This is a genomic window from Solwaraspora sp. WMMA2065, assembly GCF_030345075.1.
In the GTDB taxonomy this organism is placed as follows: Bacteria; Actinomycetota; Actinomycetes; order Mycobacteriales; family Micromonosporaceae; genus Micromonospora_E.
The window spans coordinates 364646-384926 of record NZ_CP128361.1; the positions used below are offsets into that span (position 1 = coordinate 364646).

Below are 20281 nucleotides of genomic sequence, written 5' to 3' on the forward strand. Positions count from 1 at the left end.
CGGGTCGGACCGGGTGCCTCCGGCCGGCGCGTCAGCGGGCGGGCGGCCGCCGCCGGACGGCGGCGATCTCGGCATGGGGCGGTCGGCCAGCGGCAGCCCGGCTGCGGCGGTCGTGCACGCCCTGGCTGAGCGGGGCGAGACGCTTGCGGTCGTCGAGTCGCTCACTGGTGGCTTGCTGGCGTCCGCCCTGGTCGAGGTTGCCGGGGCGAGCCTGGTCTTCCGCGGTGGGCTGGTCGTGTACGCCACCGACCTGAAGCGTACCCTGGCCGGGGTGCCGCAGCGGTTGCTCGCCGACCGGGGACCGGTCGACCCGGACGTCGCGGTCGCCATGGCCCGGGGTGCCCGGGTCCGGTGCGCCGCCGACTGGGCGCTGGCTACCACCGGGGTGGCCGGCCCACAGCCGCAGGGCGGCAAGCCGATCGGGCGAGTCTACGTTGCCCTGGCCGGTCCGGCTGGAGTGCATCAGGTCCGGCGGTTGGACCTCGGCGGCGGTCGGGATGCGGTACGCAGGTCGAGCGTGACCGCTGCCCTGCGGCTGCTGACGACGCAACTACACGCCACGCGGCCCTGAGCGGGGGACACCCGCAACGCCGAGCGGATATAACTGACATCTGACTCTGATCGCCCTGCCGGGCCCGATTCGTGCTCTCGGGTGGGGTGTCGATCGGGTGGCGAACGGATAAGGTTGCGGGAAGCCTCCGGCACTCGCCGGCCGGTCCCGGACAGGGGGAGGTGCGATGGTCCTGCTACGCCGCGTTATCGGTGACGCGCTGCGTGCCCGCCGGCAGGGTCAGCGCCGGACTCTGCGCGAGGTTTCCACCGCCGCGAACGTCAGCCTCGGCTACCTCTCCGAGATCGAGCGCGGCCAGAAGGAAGCCTCGAGTGAGCTGCTCGCTGCGATCTGCGACGCCTTGGGTGCCCAGTTGTCGGAGGTGCTGCGTGACGTGAGCCACACCGTCGCCGTCGCTGAGCAGCGGCAGGGCCTGCTGGTTCCGTTTCCCGAGCAGTCCCCGACGTCGTCCGAGCGGCCCCTGGAGGAGCGGCCGAGCCACAGCGAAGCGCTGCGCTCCGCCCCGGACGGCGCCGTCGGTACGACCGAGCGGGGCGACGCTTCGGCGCACCAGGTCGCCTCCGAGGGCGGGGTGACCGTCTCGGTCCGCAGCGACTCGCCGCTCAAGACGACGCTGCGGGCCTCCCGGCGGGTGCCGAACACCGGTGGTCGGGACCGTGACGTCGTCTGCGCCGCCTGAGCCGCAGCCGGTCGAGCGGCTGCGGGCTGCCGGATCCTGGGCTCGCCACCGCTGGATCCGGGACACTAAGGTTGACCCTCAACCGGCCCACCCTGCCGGATCCCACCGATGGCGGCTTACGCGGTGGCGACGGCCTGGGACGATGGTAGGGGTGCCGGCGCACCGTACCGCCCGGGTCGGGCCGCCGTGACCGCCTGACCGTTCGCGCCGATAGTGAGGGGATACCGCAGAGATGGCGAACCCGTTCGTCAAGGGTTGGCGCTACCTGATGGCGCTGTTCGGCGCCAAGATAGATGAGCACGCCGACCCCAAGGTGCAGATCCAGCAGGCGATCGAGGACGCCCAGCGCCAGCACCAGGCACTGGTTCAGCAGGCCGCCGCGGTGATCGGCAACCAGCGACAGCTGGAAATGAAACTCTCCCGGCAGATGAGCGAGGTCGAGCGACTGCAGGGGATGGCCCGGCAGGCGCTGGTGCTGGCCGACAAGGCCCGCGCCGAGGGCGACGAGGCGGAGGCGAACAAGTACGAGCAGACCGCCCAGACTCTCGCCACCCAGTTGGTCGCCGGCGAGCAGTCGATGGAGGACCTCAAGACCCTGCATGACCAGTCGTTGGCCGCCGCCGCCCAGGCCCGTCAGGCGGTGGAGAACAACCAGATGATCCTGCAGCAGAAGCTGGCCGAGCGGACCAAGTTGCTGAGCCAGCTCGAGCAGGCCAAGATGCAGGAGACCGTGGCGTCGTCGCTGGAGTCGATGTCGGCGCTCGCCGCGCCGAAGAACACGCCGTCGCTCGACGAGGTGCGGGACAAGATCGAGCAGCGCTACGCCACCGCGATGGGCCGGGCCGAGCTGGCCGGCAACTCCGTCGAGGGGCGGATGCTCGAGGTGCAGAAGTCCACCCTCGACATGGCTGGTTCGTCGCGGCTCGACCAGATCCGGGCCAGCATGGCGGGAGAGAAGCTCGCCGGGGCACAGCCAGGGCTGGCGGTCGAGCAGACCCCGGCGGGTGCGGACAGCACGGCCGGCGCGGACGGTGCCAGTGTCGCCCGCCTCGACCAGCTCCGTGCCTCGATGGCGAAGGACAAGAACACCGGTGACGCCTCCGCCGCCGGCTGACCATCGGGCCAGGGGGGCGGGAAGGAGCAACGGTGGTGGATCCACGGACTCGTTACTTCCGCAGGCTGCGTCGCCTGCGTCGGGGTGCCCGCCGGTGGACCGTACTCGCTGGCGGCTTCGGTGGCGCGGCGGCGGTGCTGCTGCCGTACGCGGGGGTCAGTCCGGTCGACGCGGTATGGGCGGCGGCGGCCGGTGCCAGCACGGCGTTGGCCTTCTGGCGTTGGTCCGACCTGCGGGCGCTGGCCGGGCAACCGCCACCCCCCACGCCGGATCCGGCCATCGCCGCCGAGCAGGCCCGGCTCAAGCTGGTCGCCACCGTCGAGCGGATTCCGCTCGGCCGGGCCGCCGTCGGTGAGGTACGCCGACAGCAGGCGCTGCTGGCGTTGCGCGGAACGGTGGCGGCGGACGTCTGGACCCGGCTGGACCGGGCCGCGCGTACCCTCGCCGGGCTGGTGCCGCGGCTGACCGGGCCGGGCGAGTCGGCCCAGCTCGAAGCCGCGGTGGCCGAGCAGTCCCTGCGCGACCTGGCGTACCGGGTGGCCAGCGTGGAGAAGGCGGTACGGCTGGCTCCGGCCGATGCCGGGCTGGCCAACTCGCATCGGGTGCTCGTCGAGCAGTTGGAAGCCGGCACCGTCGCTTACGAAGGTCTCGTCGCGGCGGCCGCCAACTACGTCGCCGAGGACGGTCGTGCGGTCGGGCAGCACCCGTCGGTGAGCCGGCTCACCGAGGCCGGTGACCTGCTGCGGGGGGTTGCCGCCGGGCTGGCGGAGCTGCGCCAGCCACCAGACCCGGCTGGCACGTCGGGCACCAGTAGGTGACCCGGCCCGCCGACTCGGTGCGTCGCACCGCCGTGCCGCAGCGGCGGCACGGCCGCCGCCAGCGGCCGTACACGTAGGTGGCCTCCCCAGGTAGGCCGGTGATGCTGCGGCTGGCCCGCCCCCGGTTGGCGACCAGCAGCCGGCGTGCCAGGTCGACGACGGCGGCCAGGTCCGGCACCTCGCGGACCGGCGTACCGGGCGCGACACCACGCAGGAACAGCAACTCGCAAGCGTAGACGTTGCCGATCCCGGCGAGATTACGCTGGTCGAGTAGCGCCTCGACGACGGGCGTCTCGGGCCGAGCGGCGAGCCGGCGGACCGCTTCGGTCGCGTCCCAGTCAGCACCGAGTAGATCCGGCCCCAGCCCGGCGGTGAGCTCCGACTCGCGGTCCGTCACCACCAGCATCAGTTCGTGCAAGTGGTAGCCGACGGCGACGGATTCACCGGTGCGCAGCACCACGCGAATCAGGTGTGCCGGCCGGGCCGTCCAGCGTTGACCGACCCGGTAGGTCCGCCAACTGCCGTCCATCCGCAGGTGCGAGTGCAAGGTGTACCGCCGGTCGTCCGGTGCCGCGAGCCGCAGCAGCAGGTGCTTGCCACGGCTCACGCAGTCCAGCGCGGTCCAGCCGGACAGGTCGGTGGTCGCGAGCCGGGGGATCCGGAAGTCGCTGCCGGTGAGCAGCCGGCCAGCCAGCACTTCCCGCAGCCGGTGAGCGGTGTTCCAGACGGTGTCGCCTTCAGGCACGACGACAATCCTGCCGCAGGTCGTGACCGGGCGGGCCGATAGCCGGCCGACTGCCTCAGGCCGGACAGCCGACTGCCCGGGCCAGATGTCTCCGGCCCGGGCAGTCAGGGTGACGATGACGGTCAGTATCGTCGTCGGAACACGGCGAAGGTGGCTGCGGTGCCGAGCGCCAGCGCACCGATCAGCACCACCCAGATCGCTGTCGAGTTGATACCGTTGTTGATCTCCGCGTTGGCTTGTACCGCAGCGAGGAGGCTGTCGTCCGGCGGTGCCGGCAGAGGAACCGGGGGAAGTTCGCCGTACCGCACCAGACCGGTGCTCTCCAGCAGTGACATGTGGGTCTGGACGAAGCCGTTGGCGTCCTGCGCGAGCTGCCGGACGACGTCGTTACGGGTACTCGCTCGGACCGCACCGATGACCGGGAAGATGTTGCCGTGGGCGGCGCGGAGCCGCTCAACGAAGATCCGGTCGAACCGGGCACCCTCCGCGACCTTCATCTCGTCGACCCAGCCCTGCTGGGTGGGGGTCGGGTCGGTGGGCAGCTCCACGCCGAGCTCGTTGGCCGCTTCGACCACCAACAGGTCGAGCTCGATGTGCTGGTCGGCAATCTCGGCGCCGACCTCGCGGACCCTCTGCGTGCTGCCCTTCTCTGCGGCCAGCACACCAGCCGGGATCTCCCACAGTCCGGCGAGCCGGACGCCGTTGAGCAACTGGATGTCGGTGGCGGCGAGCTGGGTCGCTCCGGAGGGCTGCGCGAGCGCGGCGCCGGGCAGTGCGAGCAGCCCGGCGACGAGACCCACCAGGACTGCTGCCAACCGGCGCGGGGTGTGTGCCGCAGATCGTGCCCGGGCCATAGTGTTTCAACCTCCGAGTGGGGTCGACAGAGCGGTCGATGATCGACAAGAACGTTATGTCGAATGCCGCCTGCGCGTCAATGCTTTCGGCTCGGAACCACAGAAAAAAAGGAGCACCTAAACGTTTGCTGTGGCTAATCTTACTGAGATTGCCGGCATCGTCCGTTCAGCTGATGTTCCCGGTTCAACGTGGAGGTCACGGGCTTGTTCACATAGCGCGAATCTGGCCGCCTGGTATCTCGTGGTAGGAGTGCGGTTCGTGGCGTCGCGGTAACAGGGCGCCGATACCGTAGCAGAATGTCGGCCAATTCCTGACCCGGCGGATCACTGGAATCGCTACGGTGACTCGTCGGGACGCGGTGGCCGGACGATGTCGGCGTAGCGCAGATGGCTGGCGCCGTAGATTGCGAAGTTGAGCCGGGCATGGGACAGGCTCAAGTCGCCGTTCGGCCCGCCACGCACCACCTCAGCGTCGCCATCGCCCTGGCCGTCGTCGGTCCAGAAGCAGACGGGGCAGGTGGTGCATCCGGTCCGGTAGCCACAGCAGGGGCATCTGTCGACTGAGTACGGGACCACCCGCTAAGCCTTCCACAGGAACGTTTCGGGCATGTGCCTGAGGTACCCCGTCGGCGGTCCGTCGACAAGCGCACCGCCGACGGCGGGTACCTCCGGCGCACCCGCCCGTGCCGGCGGTGCCTGGCCCGACGTTCACGATCAGCCCCGTAACCGCAGTCCACGTGGCGTGGCCCGGAAGCCGGCGGCGGCCAGCGCCGTCCGTAGCGTGGAGCTGTGCACCCGCTCCCCGTCGGCGCGTTCGACCGTGATGGTGCCGAGTGCCCCGGAGCTCACCGCGTCGGCCAGCGCCCGGGCCGCCGCCTCGAGCCGCTGTCCGTCCTGAGTGAAGCAGAGCAGACTGCGACCGCCTCGTTCGACGTAGAGCGCCGCCTCCGCGTCGACCAGGACCACCAGCGCCCCGGCCTTGCGCCCGGGTCGGTGCCCCGCGTTCGACTCGTCGGCGCTGTCCACCGGTCGCTCCGGCCAGGGCAGTGCCGCGCCGTACGGGTTCGCCGGATCGGCTGCCGCCAGCACCACCGCCTCCGGCTGCCGGCGGTGCGTCGGATCGGAATTGGCGAGTTCCCGCAGCCGGTCCACCGCACCCGGTACGGCGAACTGGGCCGCACCGAGTCCGTCGACGAAGTAGCCCCGGCGGGCCGCGCCGCGTTCCTCCAACGCGGCCAGCACCGGGTACACGGCGGCGAACCCACCCGGCTGCCCCTCGGCGGCGACCGCCCCCCGGGTCACCACCCCGTGCCGTTCGAGCAGCACGTCGGCGGTGAGCGCCGCCCGCCGGGTCGGGTCGGGGTCGCGGGATGGCAGCAGTGACCACCGACCGGCCAACTGCGGTGCGGCGGTACGGGCGACGAACTCCCGACCGACCCGCCGGGCCCGACCCCGTGCCCCGGCGGCGGTGCGGACCCGTTGTGTCGGGCGTGGGCCGAGTACGGCCCGCAGTGGAGCCAGTGTGTCGTTGGTCAGCCAGCCGGCCCACACCAGATCCCAGATCGCCGTCTCGATCCGCCCGGCCGGATCGGCAGTGTCGGCGGGCGCAACGCCAGCGGTGCCGGCGAGCGCCGCGTTGACCCGGTCGGCCAGTTGCCGGAAGAACAGCGCCTGCTGGTCGGCGAGGGCGGCGAGCACCGCCTCGTGCACCGGGGTCAGCGTGAGCGCCGGGTCCGGCGCCGGTAGCAGCAGGGGCGCGGTCTCCGTGAACACCAACCGGATCCAGCCGTCACCCGCGCCGACCGCGCCGGCACCGGACCAGGTGACCTCGCCGGAGGCGCAGAGCTCGTCCAGATGCGCGGGGGAGTAGTCGGCCACCCGGGCCGGCAGGATCAGCCGTTCCACCGCTGCGGCCGGCAGGACCGCCCCCTGCAGTTGCTCGACGGCGGCAGCCACGCCGTCCACCCCACGACCCGGGCCGGCGACCTGCTGCCACCGGGGAAGGAACCGGACCAGGGCGGTGGCCGGCACCGGCTCGATCTCGCGGCGCAGCGCCGCGAGCGATCGGCGCCGCAGCAGCCGCAGCACATCGGCGTCGCACCACTCGGTGCCGGCCCGCCCCGGGGTGAACTCGCCGGCCACGATCCGCCCGGTCGCGGCGAGCCGCCGCAGGGTCTGTTCGACGACAAAGGCGCCCAACCCGAACCGGGCGGCGCACGCGGCGGTGTCGAACGGCCCCCGGGTACGGGCGTAGCGGGCGACCAGGTCGCCGAGCGGGTCGGCCACCGGGGCGAGGTACGCCGCAGCGACGCCGACCGGCAGCGCGACACCGAGCGCGTCGCGCATCCGCCCGGCGTCCTCCACCGCGATCCACCGCTCCTGCCCGGCGATCCGCACCCGCACCGCGCGCCGGGCCCGGGACAGCTCGGCCGGCCAGCCCGGGTCGACCTGCCGGGCCAGCAACTCGGTGTCGGCCAGGTCGCCGACGACCCGCAGCAGCTCGGCCAGGTCCTCGGCGTCGCACACCCGGCGGTGCCCGCCCAGCCACTGCAGCTGCCGGTGGGTCTCGGCGAGCACCGCCGGGTCGAGCAGTTCCCGCAGCTCGACCCGGCCGAGCAGCTCACCGAGCAATGTTGAGTCGAGGCTCAGCGCGGCGGCCCGGCGCTCGGCCAGCGGCAGGTCCCCTTCATAGAGGAACGCTCCGACATAGCCGAACAGCAGGGAACGGGCGAACGGTGACGGTCGCGGTGTCTCGACCTCTACCAACCGCAGCCGCCGTGCCGCCAGGTCGCCCATCAGCCCGACCAGCGCCGGCATGTCGAAGACGTCCCGCAGGCATTCCCGCGCCGCCTCCAGGGTGATCGGAAAATCGGTGAACTCCCGGGCCACGTCGAGCAGTTGGGCGGCGCGTTGCCGCTGCTGCCACAGCGGCTGCCGGCGTCGCGGATCCCGGCGTGGCAGCAGCAGCGCCCGGGCGGCGCATTCCCGGAACCGGGCGGCGAACAGGGCCGACCCGCCGACGGCGGTTTCGACGAGCTGGCTGATCTCGTCGCTCTCGAAGGCGACCAGGTCGGCACCGGGTGGTGTGTCGGCCACTTCGGGTAGCCGGATGACGATGCCGTCGTCAGCGGGCAGCACCTGGGCGTCGACGCCGTATCGCTCGGTCAGTCGCTGGCCGATCGCCAGTGCCCACGGCGCGTTCACCTGGGCACCGAAGACGCTGTGCACGACCAGCCGCCAGTCGCCGAGCTCGTCGTGGAACCGTTCGACTACGACCGTCCGGTCGTCCGGCAGGCTGCGGGCGGCGGCGCGTTGGTCGTCGAGGTAGCGCAGCAGGTTGTCGGCGGCCCAGTCGTCCAGACCGGACGACAGCAGCCCGGCGCGGGCGGCGGTCGGGTCCTGCCGGCCGACCTGGCGCAGCCGGGCGCCCAGCGCACGGCCCAGCTCGACCGGGCGACCGGGTTGGTCGCCTTTCCAGAACGGCATCCGGGCTGCCTGGCCCGGGGCGGGGGTGACCAGCACCCGGTCCGGGGTGATCTCCTCGATCCGCCACGACGTCGCGCCGAGCAGGAAGACGTCGCCGACCCGGGACTCGTAGACCATCTCCTCGTCGAGTTCGCCGACCCGCACGGGCCGTTCCGCCCCGGCCAGGAAGACACCGAACAGGCCACGGTCCGGGATCGTGCCTCCACTGGTGACGGCCAGCCGCTGCGCGCCCGGCCGTCCGGTGAGCAGGTCGGCGTCGCGGTCCCAGACCAGCCGGGGCCGCAGTTCGGCGAAAGCGGTCGACGGGTACCGACCGGAGAGCATGTCCAGCACCGCGTGCAGCGCCGAGTCGGGCAGGTCGGTGTACGGGGCCGCGCCGCGTACCAGGGTCGCCAGCGCGTCCACCGGCCAGGGATCGAGCGACACCATGGCGACGATCTGCTGGGCCAGGACGTCGAGTGGGTTGCGCGGGTACCGCAGCTGCTCGATGGCGCCGTGGGACATCCGCTCGCTGACCACCGCACAGGCCAGCAGGTCACCACGGTGCTTGGGCAGGATCACCCCGTGCGACAGCGCGCCCACCTGGTGCCCGGCCCGGCCGATTCGCTGCAGGCCGGCGGCGACGCTCGGCGGTGCCTCGATCTGTACGACGAGGTCGACCGCACCCATGTCGATGCCGAGCTCCAGGCTGGAGGTGGCGATCACCGCCGGCAGTTGGCCGGACTTCAACGCCTCTTCGATCTGCTGCCGTTCAGAGCGCGACACGCTGCCGTGGTGGGCGCGGGCGATCACTGCCGGGGCGCCGTGTGCGGTGTCCGACTGGGCCATGATCTCCGCCGGCATCCGGGTGCTGGACCGCCGGTCGTTGCCGCTGCTGTCGGCGCGGGGCGGGCCGGACTGCTGGTCCGTGCCGTCCGCCCGGTCTGCGGCGAGTTCGTTGAGCCGGGCGCAGAGCCGTTCCGCCGAGCGCCGGGAGTTGGTGAACACTATGGTCGACCGGTGCCGCCGGATCAGGTCGAAGACGCGTTCCTCGACGGCCGGCCAGATCGACCGGCCGGCCGGCGGCGGACCGTCGGCGTCCTCCTGCACCGTCTCGCGTTCGTCCAGCTGGTCGAGATCCGGCACCGGCACCTGGACGCTGACCTCGATCGTCTTGGCCGTGGCCGGGGCGACCACCTGCACGGGCTGATAGCCACCGAGGAACTGGGCGGTCTCCTCGATCGGCCGGACCGTGGCGGACAGGCCGATCCGCTGGGCGGGCGCCGGCAGCAGCGCGTCCAGCCGCTCCAGCGACAGCGCCAGATGCGCACCGCGTTTGGTGCCGGCGACCGCGTGCACCTCGTCGACGATGACCGTACGCACGCCGCGCAGCGACTCCCGGGCGGCCGAGGTGAGCAGCAGGAACAGGGACTCGGGAGTGGTGATGAGGATGTCCGGCGGTTGCCGGAGGAAGCTGCGTCGCTGATCGGCCGGGGTGTCGCCGGTGCGAATGCCGACGGTCACCTGCGGTGCCGGTGCACCGATGCGGGCGGCGGCTTGGCCGATGCCGACGAGCGGGGTACGTAGGTTGCGGTCGACGTCGACCGCGAGTGCCTTGAGGGGGCTCAGGTAGAGCACCCGGCACCGCAGCCGCGGATCGTCGGGAGCGGGCGAGCGGGTCAGCTGGTCCAGCGACCACAGGAACGCGGCGAGGGTCTTGCCGGATCCGGTGGGTGCGACCACCAGGGCGTGCCGGCCGTCGCTGATCGCCTCCCACGCGCCGGTCTGCGCGGCGGTGGGCCCGGCGAAGGCGGCGGAGAACCACTCCCGGGTGGCTGCCCCGAAGCGCTCCAACACCGCGGTCATCGCTGTCCCTCCATCGGTCCGTCCGGCTGCCAGCGTGAACCATCCTGCCCGCCGGGTACGACGAAGCTGGGCCGTCCGAGCGACCGAATCCCACAAATTCGGGTGAGACCGGCAGGTCTGGCTTGCCCGACTTAGTAGTTATGGAGTAACTTTCTGTCATCGTCCGATCTCTCAAGGAGTACCCCCATGCCCGTTGTCGAGCGCGGCCTCCACCACGACACGGAGGTGCTTCTCCGGAAGGTGGACGGCCTGGTGGCCCTGCTGCGGCTGCGGCACCACCGGCTCGACCCAGTGGCGGTGGACCGGTTCGCCGACACCCTGCGGGCCCTGGTCGTCGACAGCGGATCGGCGAGCGCCGCCGACCGGGCGCGGGTACGCGCCACCGTGCATTACCACATGCTGTTGGCCAGCCGACGAGGTCGGCTGCCGCTCGCCGACGTGCCCGCACCCGCCGGACCGGCGACGCCGGCCCGCCCGGCGATGCCCGCCACGCCGACGACGGCTCCCACCGAACCAGCCGGCACATGACGGTAACCGTACGGTAACCACCGAATCCGCTGTGATCGCTTACCATCCAAAGTCCGGAATCCGGCGACGCCCAGGCCCGGCCACCGCCAGGCAGGCACGGCCAGCCAGGCAGCCGTCACCGAAAGACCGGTAGGCTGGCGGGGATCGACAGCGGAGGGGGGCACGGATGGCACAGCTGCGCCACCTCCCGGCTCCGCGCAGGATCGCCGTCGTCCTACTCGTCCTGCTCACCGTCACCGCCGTGCACGGTGCCGCCTCGGTCGCCGTACCGGCCGTCGCCGTCGCCGCCGGGCCGGCCTCCATCGGAGCCACGCTGCTGCACCAGACCGTCTCGCCCGGTGGTCGCAACTGCGTCGACGACGCCGACCACCGGCAGCAGCAGAGCATGTCGGCCCGGCCCGGCCCAGCCGGTGACGACCACGGCACACCGACCGGTACCGTCACCACGCCAACCTGGTCCGCCGCGCCATCCGCCACCGGCCGGGCCGCCCGGTCGTCGGCCGCTGGTCCGCTCCTGCGCCGCGGGACGCTGCCCTGCTCCAGCCGGGCACCACCCGACCGGCTGGCCGCGCAGCTGACCACCGCGGCGGCGCACCTGCCCATTCCCGACTGAGCCGGGCCACCGACCCGGCGGAGTCCGGGGCCGGCCGGCCCGAGCCTCCGCCACCTCCACGTCACCCCCTGCGCCACGGCCGCGACGCGCCGTCCGGCGTTCCTCACCCGCCGGGCCGGCGAGCCCGGCAACGGACCCGTGCCGGCGCGCGGGCCCGCGACGATACCTACCTGGAGCCATGCGTGCTGGTACTGCTCATCGTCCACCTGGCGACGGCGCTCGTGGCGCCGGCGCTGGTCCGCTGGTGGGGTCCGCGTGCCTGCTACCTGCTGGCCGCCGCGCCCGGCGCCGCCGCCGGCTGGGCACTGGCCAACACCGGTGCGGTACGCGACGGTGCCACGCTCGACGAGACGTACCGGTGGGTGCCGCAGCTCGGCCTCGACCTGGCGTTTCGGGTGGGCACCCTGTCCTGGCTCATGGTGCTGCTGGTCGGCGGCGTCGGAGCCCTGGTCCTGATCTACTGCGCCCGCTACTTCGCGCCGGGTGAGCCCGGGCTCGGCCGCTTCACCGCGAACTTCGTCGGATTCGCCGGAGCCATGCTCGGTCTGGTCCTCGCCGACGACCTGATCCTGCTCTACGTCTTCTGGGAGCTGACCACCGTCTTTTCCTACCTGCTGATCGGCCATCATCCGGAGAAGCGGGCCAGCCGCCGGGCCGCCGCCCAGGCGCTGATCATGACCACCCTGGGCGGCCTGGCCATGCTCGTCGGGTTCATCATGCTCGGTGAGCAGGCCGGCACCTACCGCTGGTCGCAGATCGCGGCCGGCCCGCAGCCGGCAGGCGGCTACCTGGCCGTCGCGCTGGTGCTGGTCCTCGTCGGCGCGCTGTCCAAGTCGGCGATCTTCCCATTCAGTTTCTGGCTGCCCTCGGCGATGGCCGCGCCCACCCCGGTCAGCGCCTACCTGCACGCCGCCGCCATGGTGAAGGCCGGCATCTACCTGGTCGCCCTGCTGTCACCGGTGTACGCGGGCAACCCCTGGTGGTACTGGCTGATCGTCACCACCGGCACCGCCACCATGCTGGTCGGCGGCTGGGCGGCGCTGCGCCAGACCGACCTCAAGCTGCTGCTGGCGTACGGGACCGTGAGCCAGCTCGGCTTGCTGGTGTTGGTGACCGGCGCGGGCGAACGCGCCCCGGCGTTGGCCGGGGCGACGATGCTGCTCGCTCACGCCCTGTTCAAGGCGACCCTGTTCCTGGTGGTCGGCATCGTCGACCGGTGCGCCGGCACCCGCGACCTCACCGAGCTGAGCGGGCTGGGTCGACGGATGCCGGCGGTCGCCGTGGCCGCCACACTCGCCGCCGCGTCGATGGCCGGGGTGCCGCCGCTGCTTGGCTTCGTCGGCAAGGAGGCGGTGCTGGAGGCGTTCGCACCGGACCCGGTCGTGTTGGCGCTGATCGTCCTCGGCTCGGTGCTCACCACCGCGTACAGCGCCCGGTTCATCTGGGGCGCGTTCGCCGGCAAGCCCGGTCGGGAGCCGACCACCGCCGCGTCGGTCGGCCCGGTGTTCGTGCTGCCGGCCGGCGTACTGGCGCTGCTCGGCCTGCTGCTCGGTCCGGCGGCCGGCGTCGTCGACACGGTGCTCACTCCGTACGCCGGACTGTTCGGCCCGGGTGACTACCACCTGGCGCTGTGGCACGGATTCACCCCCGCACTGGGGTTGTCCCTGGTCGCGCTCGTCGGCGGCGCCGCGCTGTTCCTGGCCCGGGAGCGGGTGGCCGCCGTGCAGCGGCGGCTGCGGGCCCCGACCGACGGGGCGACCAGTTACGCCCAGGCGACCCACCTGCTCGACCGGATATCGGTGGAGGTCACCGGTGCCACCCAGCGCGGGTCGCTGCCGCAGTACCTCGGCATCATCCTGCTGGTGCTGGTCACCGTGCCCGGTGGGGCGCTGCTGGTGACCCGCCCATGGACCGGGCAGTGGCGCTGGTACGACACGCCGGCGCAGATCGGGGTGGCCGCCGTCCTGGTGGTCGCCGCGATCGCCACGGTCCGGGCACAACGCCGGCTGAAGGCCGTCATCCTGGCCGGGGTGACCGGGTACTGCACCGCGTTGATGTTCGTCCTGCACGGCGCGCCCGACCTGGCGCTCACCCAGTTCCTCGTCGAGACGATCACCATCGTGGTGTTCGTCCTGGTGGTCCGTCGCTTGCCGATCTACTTCTCGGAACGTCCACTGCGCTCCAGCCGGTACGCACGGATCGCCCTCGGGGTCGTCGTCGGTGTGGTGATGGCCGGCATGGCGATGGCGGCGGTCGGCAACCGGGACGCGGCACCCGTCTCGGCGGCCTACCCCGAACAGGCGGTGGAATACGGCGGCGGGCGCAACGTGGTGAACGTGACACTGGTCGACATCCGGGCCTGGGACACCATGGGGGAGATCTCGGTGCTGGTCGTCACGGCGACCGGCGTGGCCAGCCTGGTGTTCCTGCGGCCGCGTACCGGGCCGGGTCCCCGCCGGGTCGGCGCCGCGACCGCAGCCGGCCACGGTGGCCGGCCGGGCGGCCCGTCACCGCCGGCCCGGTCCCGGCGCCAACGGATCTGGCTGCGGGGCGGCGCTACCCAGACCGCGCGGGGCCGGTCGATCATCTTCGAGGTGGTCACCCGGCTGCTGTTCCACGCCATCCTGGTGTACTCGATATTCCTGCTCTTCTCCGGCCACAACGCACCCGGGGGCGGGTTCGCCGGCGGGCTGGTGGCCGGACTGGCACTGGCGGTGCGCTATCTCGCCGGTGGCCGCCACGAACTCAACGAGGCGGCACCGGTGGACGCCGGGCTGGTGCTCGGCGTCGGTCTGTTCCTGGCGATCGGCGCCGGGCTGAGCCCGATCCTGGTCGGCGCCGACGTGCTGCAGAGCGCCATCGTGGACCTGCACCTGCCGGTGATCGGCGACGTCCACCTGGTCACCTCGCTCTTTTTCGACGTGGGCGTCTACCTGATCGTGGTGGGCCTGGTCCTGGACATCCTGCGCAGCCTCGGCGCCGAGGTCGACCGGCAGATCGCGCGGTCCGCCGAGCCGGACGTCGAGGTGGACGACACCCCGCAGGGCGAGCTCGCCACCGCACCGGGTGCCGCCGGCAACGCCACCGCACCGGGTGCCGGCAGCGACCGGGTCGCCGGAGGAAGGAGCTGACATGCCGCCCAACATCGTGCTCGTCCTGGTCGTCGGGGTGCTCTTCGCCGCCGGCGTCACCCTGTTGCTGGAACGCAGTCTCACCCGGGTGGTGCTCGGGGTGATCCTGCTCGGCAACGGGGCCAACCTGCTGATCCTGCTGGGCGGGCGGCCCGGCGGGGCGCCCATCGCCGAGGTGACCGCCGCCGAGGAGATGAGCGACCCGCTGCCACAGGCGCTCATCCTCACCGCGATCGTGATCACGCTCGGGCTCACCGCGTTCCTGCTCGCCATGGCGTACCGCAGCTGGCTGCTCTTCGGCCACGACGAGGTCCAGGACGACCTGGAGGACCGGCTCATCGTTCAGCGCGCCCTCGCCGACCAGGGACCCAACGCCGAGGACGATGCCGAGGACAGCGACGACAACGACACCGACCCGATCGACGCGATCGGTGCCCCCCGTACCGCCCCGGCCCGCGCCGGCGATCTCGATCGGAGCGACCCGTGAGCTTCCTGGTGCCGTTGCCGGTGATCGTGCCGCTGCTCGGCGCGGGTATCACCCTGGTGCTGGCCCGGCATCCGCGCGCCCAGCGGACCACCAGCGTCGCCGCCCTCACCGTCACCTTCGGCGTCGCGCTCGCCCTGTTGATCACCGCCCACATCGAGGGACCCCAGGTGGTACGGGTGGGTGGCTGGCCGGTGCCGCTGGGCATCGTGCTGGTCGCCGACCAACTCGCCACCCTGATGCTGGTGGTCTCCACCGCAGTGACGCTGTGCGTACTGCTGTATTCGATCGGTGAAGGTCGCGCTGACGGCCGGGAGAGCACACCGGTGGCGATCTACCACCCGACGTACCTGATTCTCACCGCCGGAGTGACCAACGCGTTCCTCTCCGGGGACCTGTTCAACCTGTACGTCGGGTTCGAGATCCTGCTCGGCGCCAGCTACGTGCTGCTCACCCTGGGCGGCACCGAGGTACGAATCCGGGCCGGCACGACCTACGTCGTGGTCAGCATCCTCTCCTCGGTCATCTTCCTCACCGCCATCGGGCTGATCTACGCCGCCACCGGCACGGTGAACCTGGCGCAGCTGGCCGACCGGCTCGACGGACTCCCCGACGACCTGCGGCTGATGCTGCAGCTGATGCTGCTTCTCGCGTTCGGCATCAAGGCCGCCGTCTTCCCGCTGTCGGCCTGGCTGCCGGACAGCTACCCGACCGCGCCAGCTCCGGTCACCGCCGTCTTCGCCGGTCTGCTGACCAAGGTCGGCGTCTACGCGATCATCCGTACCGAGACGTTGCTGTTCCCCGGCGGACGCACCCGCGACCTGCTGCTGGTGGTCGCGTTGCTGACCATGGTGGTCGGCATCCTCGGTGCGGTCGCACAGTCGGACATCAAGCGTCTGCTCTCGTTCACCCTGGTCAGTCACATCGGCTACATGCTGTTCGGGATCGCGCTCGGCACCGCTGCCGGACTGGCGGCGGCGATCTTCTACGTGGTGCACCACATCACCGTCCAGACCACGCTGTTCCTGGCGACCGGCCTGGTGGAGCGCCGGGGCGGCAGCACCAACCTGGAGCGTCTCGGCGGGTTGGCCCGAGCCGCGCCGCTGCTCGCCGCGCTGTTCTTTCTGCCCGCGTTGAACCTGGCCGGCATACCACCGTTCTCCGGGTTCCTCGGCAAGCTCGGGTTGCTGCAGGCCGGGGTCGCCGACGGTGGCCCGCTGGTCTGGGTGGTCGCCGCCGGCGCGGTGGTGACCAGCCTGCTCACCCTGTACGCGGTGACCCGGGTGTGGAATCTCGCCTTCTGGCGCAAAACCGCACCGCAGGCCACAGCGGGCGGTCCGGCGACGGCACCGGCACCTGCTGCGGCCCCGCAGCCGGCGACCGTGCCGTCCGCCGCCCGGGCGGTGTCCGGTGTCCGGGTGCCGTCCACCGACTCGGCCTCCACCCCGCTCGCCGCCGACGGCCCGGGGTCGGTGGAACCGATGCCGCCCCTGCTGGTCGGCGCGACCACCGCACTGGTGCTGCTCGGCCTGGCGCTGACCGTGCTGGCCGGACCGTTGTACCAGATCGGCACCGAGGCGGCGGCCAACCTGGTGAGTCGTACGCCGTACGTCGACGCGGTGTTCCCGCAGGGAGGAGCCAGATGAGTCCGGTGTCCAGGGCCGCGCGCTGGCGTGCCCAGATCGTCGCGGTCGCCGCTCTGGTGGTGCTGTGGAACCTGTTCTACGGGCGGTTCTCCGTCGGCAACCTGCTCGGTGGGACGGCCGTCGCGTTGGTGGTGGTCACCGTCTTCCCGCTGCCGCCGGTCGCCTTCGAGGGCCGGATCCGGCCGCTGGCGGTGCTGCGCTTCCTCGTCCGGTTCGTCGTCGACCTGTTCATCGCGAGCGCGCAGGTGGCCTGGACCGCCGTCCGGTTTGGGCACACGCCGCGCAGCGCGGTCCTCGCGGTGCGGCTCCGAGTCCGGACGGACCTGAACCTGACCCTCACCGCGGAGGCGTTGTCGTTGATCCCGGGCAGCCTCATCGTCGAGGCCGACCCGGCCAGCGGCACCCTCTACGTCCACGTGCTCGACGTCGTCGACCACCACGACGTCGAGCAGGCCCGGCGGAAGGTGCTGGCGTTGGAGGAGCGGATCGTCCGGGCCGTCGGCTCGGCGGACGACGTGCGTCACCTCGCCGACCCTCGCCCGGCCGACCATCACGGAGAGAATCGATGACCTTTGTGGCTGTCGTGGTGACCGTCCTGCTGGCCGTGGCGGCCCTGCTGACCGTCGGGCGGATCATCCGTGGTCCGACACTGCTCGACCGGGTAGTGGCCGCCGAGGTTCTGATCGCCATCATCGTCGGCGGGCTTGCCGCCGAGGCCGCGGTCAACCGGCACGCCACCACTTTGCCGGTGCTCGTGGTGCTGTCCCTGCTCGGGTTCGTGGGCTCGGTCAGCATCGTCCGGTTCGTCGCCGCCCGCCCGCCTGCGGTGGCCGCCGCCGAACGGGAGCAACGGTGAACGGGGTGCTGACCGTACTGTCCGGCACGCTGCTGATCGGCGGCGCGTTGCTCAGCCTGGCGGCCAGCATCGGTCTGCTGCGCTTCCCCGACGTTGCCGCCCGGATTCACGCGGCGACCAAGCCGCAGGTTCTCGGCCTGTTGCTGTTCCTCAGTGGGCTGGCGTTGCGGCTGCAGAGCGGCACCGAACTGGCCACTCTGCTGATGGTCGCGGTCTTCCAGATGGCGACCGCGCCGGTCGCGGCCCACATCATCGGCCGGGCCGCCTACCGGGCCGATCTGGTACGGCGGGACCTGCTGGTCACCGACGAGGCGGACGGGATCACGACGGGCGCCACCGGCGGCGACGGAACCGGTGGGCAGCGGCGGGCCACTATATAATCCGGCCATGACCGATGCTCCTGCCCAGGAGGGCAGCAGTAGCCAGCCGGGTAGGACCCGGCTGCCGACATTCCGGCCGCCGGTCGCCGGAGCGCTGAGCCCCCGGTGCTGATCGTCTTCGGTCTCTTCCTGATCACCGTCTTGACGGTCGCGACCGGCTACTTCGTCGCCCAGGAGTTCGGCTACGTCGCCGTCGACCGGGGCCGGCTCCGGGCCCTGGCCGACCGGGGCGACCCGGCTGCCGCCCGGGCGCTGCGGGTGACCAGCCGGCTGTCGTTCATGCTCTCCGGTGCCCAGCTGGGGATCACGGTCACCGCGTTGCTGGTCGGCTACGTCGCCGAGCCGTACCTCGGCGCCGGACTGTCCGAGCTGCTCGGCGGGGTCGGAGTTCCGCCGGCCGCCAGTCTGACCATCTCGGTCGGGTTGGCGCTGATCATCTCGACCGTGGTGCAGATGGTCCTCGGTGAGCTGGCCCCCAAGAACCTCGCCCTCGCACGGGCCGAGACGTTGGCCCGGGCGCTCAGCCGGTCGACCCTGATCTACCTGGCCGTCGCCGGGCCGCTGATCCGGATGTTCGACATCGCGGCGAACCGGTTGCTGCGACGGGTCGGCATCGAGCCGATCGAGGAGCTGCCCAGCGGCGCCACCGCCGAGGACCTCGGCCAGATCATCGCCGAGTCCCGCCAGGAGGGGCATCTCGACTCGGCGATGTCCACGCTGCTCGATCGGGGACTGCACTTCCGGCAGCTGACCGCCGGTGAGGCGATGGTGCCGCGGGTCGACGTGCACACGGTGCGGGTCGACGCGCCACTGACCGGGCTGGTGGAGCTGCTGGACACCGGGCACTCCCGCTTCCCGGTGCACGGCTCGGACGGCGTCGACGATCTGGTCGGCATCGCCAGCATCGCGGACGTGCTCACCGTAGCGCCGTCGCGGCGGGCGATGACGACCGTCGCGGCCGTGATGGTTCCCCCGCTGCTGGTGCCCGAGACCTTGCCGTTGCCGGCGGTGCTGGACCGGCTGCGTAAGGGGCACCGGCAGCTGGCCTGCGTGGTCGACGAGTACGGCGGCTTCGCCGGGGTGATCACCCTGGAGGACATCGCCGAGGAGCTGGTCGGACCGATCCGGGACGAGGACGACCCCCCGGAGCCGGCCCCGGCCCGCCAGCCGGACGGCTCCTGGCTGGTCCCGGCCCGCTGGCGGATCGACGAGGTCGCCGACACCACCGGGGTCGAGCTGCCCACCGCCCCCGAGTACGACACCCTCTCCGGCCTGGTCATGCGGGAGCTGGGCCGGGTGCCCGAGGTCGGCGACCAGATCTCGATCAGCCTGGACGAGACAGCCGCCGGCAACGGCCATCATCGGGCCCGGCGGGCCGTACTGCACGTTATCTCCGTCGACCGGCACGTGCCCGACTCGGTCCGGCTGGAGGTGATCGGGTGAGCGCCGGGTGGGCGTTGCTGACCTCGCTGGTGCTGCTCGCCCTGAACGGATTCTTCGTGGCTGCGGAGTTCGCCCTGGTGGCGAGCAAGCGGTACCGCCTGGAACAGGCTGCGGCGGGCGGCTCGCGGGCGGCCCGGGCGGCGTTGGACGGCTCGCGCGAGCTGTCGCTGATGCTCGCCGGGGCGCAGCTGGGCATCACCGTCTGCACCCTCGGTCTGGGCGCGTTGGCCGAACCGGCGGTGGAGCGGCTGGTGGCGCCCCTGCTGGAGCGGGCCGGTCTGCCGTACGCGGCCAGTCACCTGGTCGCGTTCCTGTTCGCCCTCGCCCTGGTGGTCTTTCTGCATCTGGTGGTCGGCGAGATGGCACCGAAGTCGTGGGCGATCACCCACCCGGAGCGATCGGCGCTGCTGCTGGCGCTGCCGTTCCGGGCATTCGCCCGGGTGTCCCGGCCGGTCCTGTCCGGGCTGAACGCGATCGCCAACGCCGTGCTGCGGGCGTTCCGGGTCGAACCACAGGACCAGCTGGCCCAGGTGCACGGCCCGGACGAGCTGCGCATCCTGCTGGAACAGTCGCGGGAGCACGGCCTGCTGCCGCCGGACCAGCACGAGCTGCTGGCCAAGATGCTCCAGCTGGAGCGCACCACCGTGCGGGACGTGATGCAGCCGGTGGACCAGGTCGTCGCGGTGGCCCGGACGGACACCGCCGTGCGGGTGGAGGAGCTGTCCCGGGGTAGCGGTCGGTCCCGTCTGGTGGTCTACGGCGAGGCCGGCGATCTGATCGGCATCGTGCACGTACGCGACGCGGTGCGGGCGAACACCTGTGACGGAGCCCCGACCGCCGAGTCGCTGATGAGCCGGCCGTTCCTGCTGCCGGCGACGGCGACCGTCACCGAGGCGGTGGCGGCGATGCGCGCCGACCAGGTCCAGTTGGCGCTGGTCACCAACGGTGCCGGAGCCGACCGGCCGATCGGTTTCGTGGCGTTGGAGGACCTGCTGGAAGAGGTCATCGGCGAGTTCGACGACGAGACCGACGCCGTCCCGAGGGGACGGCGGATGCGCTGAGCTGCGCGTCGACGGTGTGGTCTCGCC

18 protein-coding genes are annotated in these 20281 nt (G+C 72.1%); 14 read left to right on the plus strand and 4 right to left on the minus strand.

The genetic code is table 11. The features are described from left to right. Window positions 1–73 precede the first annotated feature (73 nt). The 4 genes from O7610_RS01660 (at window position 74) to pspM (ending at window position 3182) form a co-directional block, all read left to right on the plus strand. The gene (locus O7610_RS01660; protein WP_281555506.1) at window positions 74–571 is read left to right on the plus strand and encodes a CinA family protein; all 498 of its coding nucleotides are present in this window, start codon (window positions 74–76) and stop codon (window positions 569–571) included. A gap of 166 nt (window positions 572–737) precedes the next feature. Then, the gene (locus O7610_RS01665; RefSeq protein WP_289212505.1) at window positions 738–1250 is read left to right on the plus strand and encodes a helix-turn-helix domain-containing protein; all 513 of its coding nucleotides are present in this window, start codon (window positions 738–740) and stop codon (window positions 1248–1250) included. Window positions 1251–1482: 232 nt separating this feature from the next. Then, window positions 1483–2364, plus strand: a complete 882-nt coding sequence (locus O7610_RS01670; RefSeq protein WP_289212506.1) for a PspA/IM30 family protein — start codon at window positions 1483–1485, stop codon at window positions 2362–2364. 32 nt (window positions 2365–2396) lie between these two features. Further along, the gene (gene pspM / locus O7610_RS01675; protein ID WP_281554001.1) at window positions 2397–3182 is read left to right on the plus strand and encodes a phage shock envelope stress response protein PspM; all 786 of its coding nucleotides are present in this window, start codon (window positions 2397–2399) and stop codon (window positions 3180–3182) included. Here pspM and O7610_RS01680 read toward each other — a convergent pair. The 4 genes from O7610_RS01680 to O7610_RS01695 form a co-directional block, all read right to left on the minus strand. Then, window positions 3085–3927, minus strand: coding sequence for a DNA-formamidopyrimidine glycosylase family protein (locus O7610_RS01680; protein WP_281554002.1), 843 nt, complete (start codon window positions 3925–3927; stop codon window positions 3085–3087). The two genes, pspM and O7610_RS01680, sit on opposite strands and share 98 nt — an antisense overlap. Window positions 3928–4049: 122 nt before the next feature. Continuing rightward, the gene (locus tag O7610_RS01685; RefSeq protein ID WP_281554003.1) at window positions 4050–4781 is read right to left on the minus strand and encodes a DUF4142 domain-containing protein; all 732 of its coding nucleotides are present in this window, start codon (window positions 4779–4781) and stop codon (window positions 4050–4052) included. A 336-nt stretch (window positions 4782–5117) separates the two neighbouring features. Beyond that, window positions 5118–5357: a CPCC family cysteine-rich protein gene (locus tag O7610_RS01690; RefSeq protein ID WP_281554004.1), complete on the minus strand. Its 240-nt coding sequence runs from the start codon at window positions 5355–5357 to the stop codon at window positions 5118–5120. A gap of 138 nt (window positions 5358–5495) precedes the next feature. Beyond that, window positions 5496–10112 (minus strand): ATP-dependent helicase, encoded by a 4617-nt coding sequence (locus O7610_RS01695; RefSeq protein ID WP_281554005.1) that lies wholly within the window; start codon window positions 10110–10112, stop codon window positions 5496–5498. Between the two features lie 186 nt (window positions 10113–10298). Here O7610_RS01695 and O7610_RS01700 point away from each other — a divergent pair, with 186 nt between their 5' ends. The 10 genes from O7610_RS01700 to O7610_RS01745 all read left to right on the plus strand — a co-directional run bounded on the left by O7610_RS01700 (window position 10299) and on the right by O7610_RS01745 (window position 20254). Then, window positions 10299–10640, plus strand: coding sequence for a hypothetical protein (locus O7610_RS01700; protein ID WP_281554006.1), 342 nt, complete (start codon window positions 10299–10301; stop codon window positions 10638–10640). Between the two features lie 166 nt (window positions 10641–10806). Further along, window positions 10807–11253, plus strand: a complete 447-nt coding sequence (locus O7610_RS01705) for a hypothetical protein (protein ID WP_289212507.1) — start codon at window positions 10807–10809, stop codon at window positions 11251–11253. 182 nt (window positions 11254–11435) lie between these two features. Beyond that, entirely contained in the window at window positions 11436–14384 is a 2949-nt protein-coding gene (locus O7610_RS01710; protein ID WP_281554008.1) for a Na+/H+ antiporter subunit A, read from the plus strand. A 1-nt stretch (window position 14385) separates the two neighbouring features. Then, window positions 14386–14871: a Na(+)/H(+) antiporter subunit C gene (locus O7610_RS01715; protein WP_281554009.1), complete on the plus strand. Its 486-nt coding sequence runs from the start codon at window positions 14386–14388 to the stop codon at window positions 14869–14871. Continuing rightward, complete coding sequence (locus O7610_RS01720; RefSeq protein WP_289212508.1) at window positions 14868–16514, plus strand: Na+/H+ antiporter subunit D; 1647 nt, start codon at window positions 14868–14870, stop codon at window positions 16512–16514. The genes O7610_RS01715 and O7610_RS01720 overlap by 4 nt, the downstream gene beginning before the upstream one ends. After that, window positions 16511–17083 carry a Na+/H+ antiporter subunit E gene (locus O7610_RS01725; protein WP_281554011.1) on the plus strand — a complete coding sequence of 191 codons (573 nt, stop codon included), beginning with the start codon at window positions 16511–16513 and terminating at the stop codon, window positions 17081–17083. The genes O7610_RS01720 and O7610_RS01725 overlap by 4 nt, the downstream gene beginning before the upstream one ends. Continuing rightward, the gene (locus O7610_RS01730; RefSeq protein ID WP_123600656.1) at window positions 17080–17370 is read left to right on the plus strand and encodes an MrpF/PhaF family protein; all 291 of its coding nucleotides are present in this window, start codon (window positions 17080–17082) and stop codon (window positions 17368–17370) included. The genes O7610_RS01725 and O7610_RS01730 overlap by 4 nt, the downstream gene beginning before the upstream one ends. Continuing rightward, a complete protein-coding gene (gene mnhG / locus O7610_RS01735) occupies window positions 17367–17750 on the plus strand; it encodes a monovalent cation/H(+) antiporter subunit G (RefSeq protein WP_281554012.1) in 384 nt (127 codons plus the stop codon). The genes O7610_RS01730 and mnhG overlap by 4 nt, the downstream gene beginning before the upstream one ends. A 105-nt stretch (window positions 17751–17855) precedes the next feature. Continuing rightward, a complete protein-coding gene (locus O7610_RS01740) occupies window positions 17856–19193 on the plus strand; it encodes a hemolysin family protein (protein ID WP_281554013.1) in 1338 nt (445 codons plus the stop codon). Beyond that, on the plus strand, window positions 19190–20254 hold the full coding sequence (locus O7610_RS01745; RefSeq protein WP_281554014.1) for a hemolysin family protein: 1065 nt from the start codon (window positions 19190–19192) through the stop codon (window positions 20252–20254). Before O7610_RS01740 ends, O7610_RS01745 begins: the two co-directional genes overlap by 4 nt. Window positions 20255–20281 lie beyond the last annotated feature (27 nt).